This is a genomic window from Agrobacterium sp. D14, assembly GCF_001526505.1.
Lineage (GTDB): Bacteria > Pseudomonadota > Alphaproteobacteria > Rhizobiales > Rhizobiaceae > Agrobacterium > Agrobacterium leguminum.
In genome coordinates this window covers 156,309-168,009 of record NZ_ASXX01000068.1, presented here as the reverse complement: position 1 = coordinate 168,009, position 11,701 = coordinate 156,309, and the positions used below count along the sequence as shown (strand labels likewise).

The window sequence follows — 11,701 nt, the reverse complement described above, 5'->3', positions numbered from 1 at the left end:
GCCCTCACGCGGAAATCGCCGAGCCTTCCCGCTCGGTCACCACAGCATCGGCGCTGTCTTTTTCTGCGGGCGCCACGCGAGCCCAGCTATTCCAGCCGAGGCGGGCGGGGGCATCGGACTGGCCGAGGCGGCAAAAGGGAATGTCCTCCTTTTTCAGGATCACCTGCACATCGAAATGCAAGGCGCTTCCGACGAACAGGCGTGTCAGCGAAAATATCTCCGCAAGCCGCTTCGATCCGGGCGTCAGAGCCAGATAATCCGCGTAGGCGACGGGACCGATCACGATCCGGAAACCACCGCTCATATCTTCGACAGCGCTTCCCGCCGTCGTGTTCTGTCCGAGCCTCAGCCCGGATGCCTGTCCGAGCTGGCTTTGTTCGTGAAGCGGCAAAGCCACCCATCGCCGGCGAAACTGTTCGACATTCACCGGAAGTCCCGTGAATTCGCAAAGCATCGAGGTGAGGGCCGAGACATTGCGGTTGCGGCCGGCCAGAAGGCCGCTGAACCGCAGGAGCGCATCTTCGCTCACGCCTGCCTTTTCCACCAGACCGGCTGTGCGGAACCCGGTGAGTGCAAGCAGGGTTTTGCGAAAACCGTTCTCCCGCTGCTCGGCCGACCAGCGCAATCCCCTCGCGAGGCGGTATTTTTCCGTCGCGGATACGAACAGTTCGCTGAACCTTGCCGCGAACAGATTGAAGAAACTCGCCAGCGCGCCGGAGCGATTGCGCTCTTCCCGCTGCAGCAATTCGCCATAGGCCGGCGGCAGCGAACCTAGCGGCCCGACAATCGGCGCGAAGGCGGATTTCAGTTCAGCCTGCCCGCGTTTGCGGTTGAAACCGCTGATCGCCAGCGGGGTCGGCTGTGTTCCGCCATGAGCGCCGACGACAATCCCGTCATCCGCCGAAACCAGCTGGGCGACGCGAAACGCGGTGGCGGGCTCAAAACGGCCGGGATCGTCGCTGAGAAGCGCCGCCTGCCGGTCTTTCATGGTTGGCGTCTGCTGTTCCATCCCGGTCTCCTAGAGCAGCGGCCGGTCGGCCGCGCGGGCAGGCCAGCGGGCAATCGGTTTGGAGTGGCCGCGCATCGTCGCCGTCAGCCGCGTGAAGCTGTTGATCGAGGTGTAGAGCCCGAAGAAATGATTGAGGACATTGGCGAAAACAAATGCGGCAGGCCGCGCGATCAGCGCGGGGTCGAACTCCACGGTGATATCCGTTCCCGGTACCATCGCCGAGCCGATCCGGGCGTGGGAATTCTGCGCCTCGACATTGCTGATCGCCTCCACGAGCTGCCGGGTTTCCGGGCTGTCCCTGAAGGAATAGAGCGACAGAATGTCCTTCAGCGGCGCGCCGCCGCTGTCGGTGAGGGAGAGGTGGTTAAGGAGGAGATGTGAGATCAGCCGCCATTCACGCGCGGAGCGTTCGTTGACGCGGATCGCCGCCGTCGGCGGTATCAGCGCATGGATGGATTTCACCGCCTCGTTGCCGGTCGAAAGCTGCAGGAAGGGGTGGCCGCCGCCAAAGGGAAGCTGGCTTGGCAATTCGCGATTGATGCACAGCGTATCGATGCTCGCCACCATGTCGAGCGGTCCAAGCGGTCCGCGCTTCTGATCGACGAAGGCGATGTCCGTATCGGAAGAACCGTCGTCGTCGAAACGGCGCTGTATCTGCCAGAAAACGTTCGCGCCGTTATTGCGCTGGGTGCGGCCGAAAAACGGGGAGGTCTTTTCCGTCTGCCCGGAACGGCTGGTCAGTTGAACATTCTCGACGGCATAGATTTCACGGGTCCGCTGCCGTCGTGCATCCGGTAGCAGCCGGTATTCCGTGCGCGTGCCATCGAGGCTGAGCGGTTCGCAGCTTTGTTTGAACAGGTTGATGACCGGCGAGGCGTTCAACACGAAATCCCGGACCGACACCATGCGCTCAAGCTGCGTGTCCGCCGCATCCAGATAGATGTAGAGTTCGCAATCGCCGCTGCTCCATCTGCCCAGCCCGTCGATATCGAGGAAGAGAAATTTCTGCGGCAGCGCGAAGAATTCGGTGAGAAGCCGGTATCCGTCAAAACTGTTGGCCGGATAGGGCAACATGGCCTGATCGCGCGTATAACCCGATGGCGTGAGATTGCCGGCGGGCAGGAAAACGGCTTCCTTGTCCTCGGCGTGCCGCGCAAGCGCCATGCCCACGCAATGGTTGGTCAAAAGCTCGTAAAGCGCCGTGGCCTGCTGCCAGGCGGCAGACAGAAAAATCTGAAGCTTCGTCAGGCCCATTTCCGGGAAAGTGCCGCCGCGCGGCGCCGTGCTGCGCAGCGAAAGCCGCAGGCAGCTGGCGGCGCCGGTAAACGAGGCCGAAAAAGGCGCGTCGATCGGCTGGCCGGACAGCGTTGCGGCTGCGATTTGCAGCGGCGCGATTTCCACCGCCTGCGTGGTGCGAAAACGGCAGCTTTCACCACCCACCGGCTCGGCAAGGATTTCACTGTGCCGGGGAAGTGTCTGCACGGTTGCGAGCGCCGTGCTTGGGGTGAACTGAACCACGCTCATGGACGGGATCGGCGCAAGATAATGCGGGTAGAGCGTTTCCAAGAGGCTGTCCGACAGTTCGGGAAACTCGTCGTCCAGCTTCTGGCGCACACGGGCGGCGGAATAGGCGAAGCTCTGGATCAACCGCTCGACATGCGGATCGTCGGCGACATCGCCCGTCATGCGCAGCCTGCCGGCGATCTTCGGAAACGCCGCCGCAAAACGCGAGGCGCGTTTTCGGAGCGCGAAAAGCTCGTCATTGTATTTTTCGAGAAAGCCGTCAGCCATTCGTCGCCTCCACCAGGAAACGCTGTGTGGACGGATCGATCCGGGATTCGAAGCTGATCGGCGGCATGCCTTCCTGAAGGCGGAAACTTGCCTGTATGCGCATGCGAAGCGCCCGGTCGCCATCCGTGCGGTTTTTCAGGATCGTCACATGCACATCGCCAAGGCGGGTTTCGAACAAGGAAATTCGCCGCTCGATGCTGCGTGCGAGCCGCGCCTTGGAGGCATCCGTCACCAGATTGGCCGAAAGAATGCCGTCCACGCCATAGCTCACCAGCGCATCGGTAAGCTCTTTCAGCGCCGCCGGCGGACCGGCGGGGTTACGGCGGGTATTGAGCAATGCCTCGAGATCGCGGCGGATCACCTCGCGCATCTCGCGCGCCTGATCCTTCAGGCTGACGAGCATATCCGTTTCCGCATCCGGCGCGTCATCGAGCAGCCGGTCCAGAACGGAGCGCGACAGCGTTCTCTGCCGCGCGCGATATTGCTCGAGCGGATCAACCACGGGCGATCTGCCTTTCATCGTCGGAGGCGGCGGAAAGGGAACCGATCTCGTGGAACGGCACCACATCGTCGCCAATCAGCAGGCAGCGCTGGCCTTGCCCGGTTGCGAGAGGCTGGTCTTCCTCGCTCCATCGGGTTTCCCGGCCGAGGAGGAGGCTGACATCGTCCTTGGCACCGTGATAGATCGCCGGAAGCAGCACGGATGCGACCGCGCCGTCGCGCAACGTCAGCTCAGCCCCACGAAAAGCAAGATCGCGCGGGCGGCTCATCGGGTCGATGGTGAGGCTTTCTATACGACCGTAATCGATCCACAGGTAGCGGCCGCCATTGGTCAGCACCTCCAGCGCATGCGGAATCCGGTCGTCCAGATCGCGAATATCGCCGGCGCTCTTGCCGTTGCGGCCGATTGGTACATTGCCGCGTTTTTCATCGAGTTCAGCCAGTGCGGTTCTGGCGGCATCCGCATCGCCGCTGCGTGCAGTGATATTCGCCCGGATAGCCAGCTGATCGAGTTCGGACGGACCGCCGGGGAAATCCGGCACCGCGCCGGTTTCGAACCACGCATTGCGTGCGGCCATGGCGCGCAGCTGATGGCGAAAGAGAGAAAAGCCGACGCTTTCCTGCGGCGAGAATGTTGCGGCCAGATTGCATTGCGCATCGGCCTTCTCATAGTCGCCGGCAAGGACCAGCAGGTCGATATAGAAATGGCGGCCATCCTTATCGGTTGGCTTCGTTTTGACGTGTTCGCGCGCAAGCCCGATCGCGTCCTGCAGCCGGTCATCGTCGAGAAGGCGGGAAATATCGTCGCGCAGCGTCATGCGGGTATCCTTTGCGGCTCGGCCTGAGACCGGGATGCGGCGGCGGGCGGCATCATGGTTTCGGCAATGAGATGGAAGCTCGTGGAGACGTCATCAGCTGGAAATGCGGCTGAAGGCGCACGGTGCAGGAGAATGTTCCGGGCTTGCCGGGAACCTCGAAGACGTTGATCCCGGCGGAGCGCAGCGGGTAGCGCGTGCGCAGCGCCGCTTCCGCATCGTCATTGCCGAGCGTGTAGGAGGAAAGCCAGCCTTCCAGCTTGCGCTCTATCGTCGAGGCATCGCTCAGCTGGCCGATATCGTCGCGCATGATGACCTTGAGGTAATGCGAGAACCGGGAGGCGCACAGCACATATTGCAGCATGGCCGCGAGGCGGGCGTTCTGTCTTGCCGCTTCGCTGGAATAATGGCCGGGCGCATGCAGGGACTGGTTGGCGTTGAAGATCGCCATGCCGGAGAGATAGGTGGTGGAGACAGGCACGATGCCGAGATCGGAAAATTGCTGTTCCTGTCCGGTCGTCAGCTGCACCTCGACGGGCGGCTGCGCGGAAAGGCCGTTGCTCTCGATGCCGAGATCGAGCGGCGGCAATTGCCGGGAAGAGAGCATGCCGCCATCCACGGCATCCTGCGTCACACCGCGCAGATCCGCAAACCAGCCGGAATCGACGAAATTGCGCACCACCACCGTTGCAAAGGCAAAGGCGGCATTGCCCCACAGCAGGGTCTCGCCGCTTTCCGCCACATGCTCGCGGAATGGAAATCCGTCATCGCGCCCCCGCGCATAGGGCCTGTAGGGTGAGCGCAGCAAAACGCGCGGCGCGACAAGGCCGACGAAGCGGGAATCGTCGCGTGCGCGTAGCGCATTCCACCGCAGCCGCGATTTATCCTGCTTCAGCGAGGAAAAGTCGTGAACTCGGCTGAGTTCGGCGAAGTCCTGCAGGCCGACGGCGGAAGGTGCGGCCGCCGCGACGAAGGGGCAGAAGGCGGCCGCAGCCACCATGCCGATCTGCGACAGCGTGGTGATGGAATCGGCGCCCTGAAGATCGTCAGGGGAAAAGGCGTAGTCGCCGATCAACAGGCCGACCGGCTCGCCGCCCGGCATGCCGAATTCACGATTATAGACGACTTCGAAAAGATGGCTCTGGTCGAAGTCGGTGGCGCGTTCCGTGTTGCGGGCAAGATCGCGCCAGCTGGCATTCAGCATCTTCACCTTGACGTCGGCGCCGCGACCAGCCTCGCGAACGACCATGGCAAGCCCGCGCCATCTCGCTTCCATCGCCTGAAAATCAGGGTGATGGAGAATGGCGTTCACCTGGCCGGTCAGCGCATCGTCGATGAGGGCGATGAGCTGGTCGGCGAAAATGCGGGCGTCCGGAAAGGACTGATGCGCCATGAGCGGGCTCCGGGTGAAGAACGGGGCCGGGGTGGCGGACCACCCCGGTCCGGGTTCAGTTCTTGGACGGAATACGGGCGACCATGCGCAGCGAGGTCGTCAGTTCTTCCATCTGCAACCAGGGCCGCATCCATGCGACCGCATTGTAGGCGCCGGGTTTGCCCGGCACTTCCTGCACGGTCACCTTGGCGTCGCGCAGCGGATATTTCGCCCGGCTTTCTTCGCCCGCTTCGTCATTGGCGTTGACGTAGTTGGCGATCCAGCGGTTGAGCCAGACTTCGCAATCCGACGCTTCCATGAAGGAGCCGATCTTGTCACGGCCCATCACTTTGAGGTAATGCGCGAAGCGCGACGTGGCCATGATGTAGGGCAGGCGGGCCGAAACGGCGGCGTTGGCCGTGGCTTCCGGCTTGTCGTAAAGCTTCGGCTTGTGCGCGGTCTGGGCACCGAAGAACACCGCATAATCCGTGTTCTTGTAGTGGCAGAGCGGCAGGAAGCCGAGCTTGCCGAGTTCCGCGTCGCGGCGGTCGGTAATGCCCACTTCCGTCGGGCATTTCAGATCGAGATCGCCGTCATCGCTGGAGAAGACGTGCATGGGCAGATTTTCCACCCGGCCGCCATTTTCCGCACCGCGGATCGCCGTGCACCAGCCGCTTTTCGCAAAAGCGTCGGTCAGCTTCGTTCCCATGACATAGGCGGCGTTCATCCAGCAATATTCGTCATGCTGCAGGTCGCCATTCACCGCCCCCCTGGTTTCGTCATAGGCGAAATCGTCGATCGGGTTGGTTTTCGGGCCATAGGGCATGCGCGCCAGAACACGCGGCAGAGCGAGCGTGACGAAACGGGAATCGTCGCTTTCGCGGAAGCTGCGCCACTTGGCGTATTCCACCGTATCGAAAATCTTCTCGAGATCGCGCGGACGGGCGAGATCGCGATAATCCTCGAAGCCGAACATCTGCGGGCTTGCCGCCGAGATGAACGGTGCGAAAGCCGCCGCCGCAATCGATGAGACGCCCTGCAGCAACTGCACGTCATCGAAGGAATTGTCGAATTCGTAATCGCCGATGATCGCGCCGAGCGGTTCGCCGCCGGGTGTGCCGAATTCGTCTTCGTAGATCGCCTTGAAGAGGCGCGACTGATCGAATTCCACGGCCTTTTCCAGATCGCGCGCCAGTTCCCGCTTGCCGGCGTTCATGACGCGGATCTTCAGGTTGACGCTCGTTTCGGAATTCTTGACGAGATAGTTGAGCCCGCGCCAGGTGCCTTCGAGCTTGGCGAATTCCGGCGCCTGCATGATGGCGGCGAGCTGTTCGGAAATCGTCCGATCCAGTTCGGCAATCGCATGGTTGAGGGTGACGGTGAGGTTGCGGTCGTATTTGACCGTTCCCTTCAGCGCCTGATCTGTCAGCGTGCGCAGAAGATTTTGCGCGCGGTCCGGTTCGGTCTGGCGGGTTGCGGCAACCACCTTGGACAGCAGTCCCTGATCTTCGGCGGTCGTTGCCTGTGCTTCGTTTTTCAGCAGGCTTTCAGCGCTCATGTTTCAGTCCTTCCACATGCGGCTTTGAAAAAAAATGCCGCTTGAACAGTTGAAGCCCCGCAATCGGGGCCGTTCGGGGAGGTTTTCCTCCGCACAGGCGATTATTTGCTCGCGCCGTTCTTTTCCTTGAGTTCGGAAACTAGCGTTGCGAGATCGGTCTTGTTCTGCAGAATATCTTCCAGCATCCGCTCCAGATCTTCCGAACGGTCGGCCTTGGAAAGCAGGTCGCGCAGCTCGTTGCGGGCGTCGAGAAGCGCCTTGAGGGCGGGAACCTGCTGCACGACGGCGCCGGGTTCGAAATCGTCCATGCTTTCGAACTTCAGGTTGACCTGCATGTCCGTGCCGTCTTTCTGCAGCGTGTTGGCAACGGCAATGTTGAGGCCAGGCGTCATGCGGCGCATCACCTCATCGAAATTGTCGCGGTCGATCTGAACGAATTTGCGTTCGCCGAACGGCTTCAGCGGCTGGGTCGGATTGCCCGAGAAATCGCCGAGAACGCCGACGACGAAGGGCAGTTCCTTGACCACCATCGCGCCTTCGGTTTCGACTTCGTATTTGATGTGGACGCGGGGCTTGCGAACCCGTTCCAGCTTTTCGTGTACACTTGCCATTTCAACCTCCTTGATGCCCCTTGGCATGGCTGACTGTTACGGGACGGCGTTTCCGTCCCTTGCCTCGTTATTTTCCGTTGTTGTCTCCGCCGGGCTTGATCCCGGCGGCCGTTAGAACTGCATTGCGGGCCTGTGCCTCGGGCAGAAGCTCCGCCAGCAGTTCGGAAAAATCCATGCGCCCCCTGCGAACCAGCGTTTCGATGGAAAGAGAGATCGGCGAATGCGGTTCGGTTCGGCGAAAGTAACGCGCAACCGAAAGAAGAGTTTCAAACGCTTCGTCGCGCGACGATATGCCTTCCGGTGACGTCGTGGGTGTTCGTACCGCCGGTTGCCCGCTGTCGTTTGTTCCAGGAACCGCGGCTGCCGCCTGCTCGACCGGTGCCGGCTCCTGCTCGCGCCCGCCCAGCGTGCGGATGGCCGCAGCAGCTTCGATGAGCGTGTTGCGGATGTTGGAGCTGGGTGGCGCGGACTGGCCGCAGCGTTCGGAAAGAACCGCCATGATGGCATCGAAGCTGGAGAGACAGGCGTTGACCTCGGCCAGATGGGAAGACATGGCGGCAACGCCTGCTTCGGATGCCAGCCGATACAGTTCTTCGCGCCGTTTGCTCTCGTTCGGTCGCTGCGCCAGCTGGAAATCCCAGAGGCTGTGCTCTCCAAATTTTCCCCCGGGGATCAGCGGCGCAAGCCGGAGCGGCTGCACAAGCGTTCCCTCGGTGCCGATGCCGTTCAATCCCGCAAAAGGTGCAAATTTTTCCTCATCATTATCATCGCTGATGGAGCGCAATGAGTCCCAGTGGTTGTAAAAAAGATCGCCACAAAGCTCATAGATTTCTCGCAGTCCAGGAAAGCCGCGCAGCCGCAGGCTTGCTTCGGCAAGCCACGCCAATATTTCTATGTCCTTGCTTTCAGAATATATAATCTGCAATCCAAGATTGCTGACACTGTCCCAGCTACTGGAGATCTTTAAGTTATCCTGTGGGGACGCGGCGCGCTCTTCTGTGCGTGCCTGGTTTCTTTCATCCTTAATTCTATAGTATATTTCACGCGTTCTTGAATCGATGCGGATGTTTTCTCCGCAATCTCCAAAAAACTCTATATCTCTTTTAACATGCGGCGCGTTCAAGAGCAGTCTATCCCCAGAAAATAGTAATGGATTTTTTGTAGTTACTTCCCTTACGTAAGGTTATTCCTCAGACAGACTTATTCAAAATGTGTCTAAATTGTGGCGTCTACTGCCTAATCTAACCCGATAAAAAATAAACTTCGGGGTGGACAACCCGGTTTCATCATCATAGTTATTCCACGTCACGTTGTGGAATGAACCCGGGCAGGAGGCTCATTGCATGTCGCATATCGATCTCAATCGCCTCGTTGAAGCGCTTGAGCCTGACCTGCGCGTCACCCTTGAAGCTGCGGCTTCCGTTGCGGTGCGTATGGGGCACAGGTACGTGGATATCCCGCATTGGCTGCTGGCGGTTGTAGATGCCGGCATCTATGCGAAAACATTCGAGGAATTAAAAATTCCACTTCCGGTATTGCAGGCGGAAATCGGCCGCAGCCTGGAAGAGGCCGTTATCGGCGATGGCGAGGCATTGTCGCTCTCCCAGAACATTCTGACGGCGGGCCGCGAGGCATGGGTTCTCGCGTCGCTGGAGGCCGGGCGCGACCGCGTGACGCTTTGCGACCTGCTTCTGGCGATGGACGAGGAAACCTCGCTCCGCTCTTTCGTCCGCTCGGCATTTCCGTCGCTGAAGGCGATGGATCGCACGGCTCTCGAACGCCTTCGCAGTTCGGTTGAAGACAGCAGCGGAAGAGAGATCCCTTCCGCGGCGGCGGGTGCCGCGCCGGCCGCCGGCCAGAACGATTTTCTGCGCCTTTACACCCAGGACATGACAGCCGACGCCCGGAACGGCAAGGTCGATCCGGTGATCGGGCGCGATGATGAATTGCGCCAACTCGTTGATATTCTTACGCGCCGTCGTCAGAACAATCCCATTCTGGTGGGTGAGGCCGGTGTCGGCAAAACGGCGGTCGCGGAAGCGCTGGCGTTGGAAATCGCTTCCGGAAATGTGCCGGAAAAATTGCGCAACGTCCGTCTGCTCAACCTCGATATTTCGCTGCTGCAGGCCGGTGCCGGCGTGAAGGGCGAGTTCGAGCGCCGTCTTCATGGCGTGATCGATGCGGTAAAACGCTCGGCCGAGCCGGTCATCCTGTTCATCGACGAGGCGCATGGCCTTGTCGGCGCAGGCGGTGCGGCCGGACAGGGCGATGCGGCCAATATTCTCAAGCCCGCTCTCGCGCGCGGCGAAGTGCGCACCGTCGCGGCCACGACCTGGAGCGAATACAAGAAATACTTCGAAAAGGATGCGGCGCTGACGCGTCGTTTCCAGCCCGTGCATGTGCGCGAGCCGGATGAGACGACCGCGATCCGTATGTTGCGCGGTGTCGCCGACAGCTTCGTCAGCCATCATAACGTTATCGTCCGTGACGAGGCGATTGTGGCGGCGGTGCAATTATCGGCGCGTTACATGCCGGCACGGCAATTGCCGGACAAGGCCGTCAGCCTTCTCGATACGGCCGCGGCCGCCGTTTCGCTGGCGCGGCAAACCCTGCCGGAACGGCTGCGCGCCATGGAAAGCGAGCGGCGTCTTCTGACCGATGAGTTGAACTGGCTTCTGCGTGAACCGCAGGATGACGAGATGCAAAGCCGTATCCAGTCGATACGCGACGAAGTCGAGAAGCTCGAGAGTGGGATCGACGATCTGCGCGGCCGTTACGATGCGGAAATGGCTGAATTCGGCGAAGAGCAGCCCGTTGAAACCGGCGCGTCGAATGTGTCGCGCCTGCGGCCTGCGGCTGAGACCAAACCGGCAAATGCCGAAAGACTTGTGCCGACGGTGGTCGATCGTGAAGCGATTGCATCCGTCGTATCGCGCTGGACCGGAATTCCGCTCGGTAAGCTTCTGGCCGACCAGATCGAAAGCGCGCGCACATTGGATGCGCGCATGCGCCAGCGGGTCGTGGGGCAGGATGCTGCAATTACCCGCATTGCCGATGCCATGCGCACCGCCCGTGCCGGATTGTCCGATCCGCGTCGCCCGCCCGCCGTGTTCTTCCTCGTCGGCATGTCCGGAACGGGAAAGACCGAGACGGCGCTGTCGCTCGCCGATCTGCTCTATGGCGGCAACAGCCATCTGACGACGATCAACATGTCGGAGTTCAAGGAGGAGCACAAGGTTTCGCTGCTTCTCGGTTCGCCGCCCGGTTATGTCGGTTTCGGCGAAGGTGGCGTGTTGACGGAAGCGGTGCGCCGCCGGCCGTTCGGCGTTCTCCTTCTCGATGAGATCGACAAGGCCCATCCCGGCGTCCAGGATATTTTCTATCAGGTGTTCGACAAGGGCGTGCTCCGCGATGGCGAAGGCCGCGATGTTGATTTCAAGAACACCACGATCTTCATGACGGCCAATACCGGTTCGGAACTGCTGGCCGCGCTCTCTGCCGATCCGGATACGATGCCGGAAGGCGAGGCGCTGGAAGCGCTGCTGATGCCGGAGCTGACCAGACAGTTCAAGCCCGCATTCCTCGGGCGCACGATCATCCTGCCTTTCATGCCGCTCGGTGCGGAAGAGCTCGCAGGGATCGTGGATATGCAGATCGGCAAGATCAGGGAGCGTGTTCTCGCAACATATGGCGCCGACCTGACCCTTTCCGATGCCGCGCGCGACGCGCTGGTGGCGCGCGCCGGTGCAAGTGAAATTGGCGCACGCGCCATCGAAATCATGATCGGCAAGGATCTCCTGCCGCCTCTTTCCAGCTTTTTCCTCGAGAAAGTCATCGCGGGAGAACGCGTGGGCAAGATCGTTGTCGATTTTGGTGAAAACAGGTTCGGCATTCGTGCCGAAGCGGCTGGGGAAATAGATGAATTCGCCGCGTCCGAAGAGGGTGGGGTGGATAAAGTTGCCGCGTCGGATGGGGCTACCCGACGCATGCGGCATTAAACGAAGGGTAACGCGGCCTCGAAGCAAGAGGTCATTTCAGCTACAG

8 protein-coding genes and 1 pseudogene are annotated in these 11,701 nt (G+C 60.9%); 1 reads left to right on the top strand and 8 read right to left on the bottom strand.

Going from position 1 to position 11,701, the window contains the following annotated elements; all coding sequences use genetic code 11:
• Nucleotides 1-4: 4 nt before the first annotated feature.
• The 8 genes and pseudogenes from tssG to tssA form a co-directional block, all read right to left on the bottom strand.
• Nucleotides 5-1,009: a type VI secretion system baseplate subunit TssG gene (gene tssG, locus L901_RS25220; RefSeq protein WP_059761085.1), complete on the bottom strand. Its 1,005-nt coding sequence runs from the start codon at nt 1,007-1,009 to the stop codon at nt 5-7.
• 9 nt (nt 1,010-1,018) lie between these two features.
• A complete protein-coding gene (gene tssF / locus L901_RS25215) occupies nt 1,019-2,800 on the bottom strand; it encodes a type VI secretion system baseplate subunit TssF (RefSeq protein WP_059761083.1) in 1,782 nt (593 codons plus the stop codon).
• The gene (gene tssE / locus L901_RS25210) at nt 2,793-3,302 is read right to left on the bottom strand and encodes a type VI secretion system baseplate subunit TssE (protein WP_059761081.1); all 510 of its coding nucleotides are present in this window, start codon (nt 3,300-3,302) and stop codon (nt 2,793-2,795) included. Before tssE ends, tssF begins: the two co-directional genes overlap by 8 nt.
• Complete coding sequence (locus L901_RS25205) at nt 3,295-4,119, bottom strand: type VI secretion system accessory protein TagJ (protein ID WP_059761079.1); 825 nt, start codon at nt 4,117-4,119, stop codon at nt 3,295-3,297. The genes tssE and L901_RS25205 overlap by 8 nt, the downstream gene beginning before the upstream one ends.
• Nucleotides 4,116-5,509: pseudogene (tssC, locus tag L901_RS25200) on the bottom strand (type VI secretion system contractile sheath large subunit). Before tssC (L901_RS25200) ends, L901_RS25205 begins: the two are co-directional and overlap by 4 nt.
• A 55-nt stretch (nt 5,510-5,564) precedes the next feature.
• Nucleotides 5,565-7,046 (bottom strand): type VI secretion system contractile sheath large subunit, encoded by a 1,482-nt coding sequence (gene tssC / locus L901_RS25195; RefSeq protein WP_059761077.1) that lies wholly within the window; start codon nt 7,044-7,046, stop codon nt 5,565-5,567.
• A 101-nt stretch (nt 7,047-7,147) separates the two neighbouring features.
• Nucleotides 7,148-7,657: a type VI secretion system contractile sheath small subunit gene (gene tssB / locus L901_RS25190; protein WP_035263819.1), complete on the bottom strand. Its 510-nt coding sequence runs from the start codon at nt 7,655-7,657 to the stop codon at nt 7,148-7,150.
• Between the two features lie 67 nt (nt 7,658-7,724).
• A complete protein-coding gene (gene tssA / locus L901_RS25185) occupies nt 7,725-8,780 on the bottom strand; it encodes a type VI secretion system protein TssA (RefSeq protein ID WP_082710827.1) in 1,056 nt (351 codons plus the stop codon).
• 220 nt (nt 8,781-9,000) lie between these two features.
• Here tssA and tssH point away from each other — a divergent pair, with 220 nt between their 5' ends.
• Nucleotides 9,001-11,655, top strand: coding sequence for a type VI secretion system ATPase TssH (tssH, locus tag L901_RS25180; protein WP_059761072.1), 2,655 nt, complete (start codon nt 9,001-9,003; stop codon nt 11,653-11,655).
• Nucleotides 11,656-11,701 lie beyond the last annotated feature (46 nt).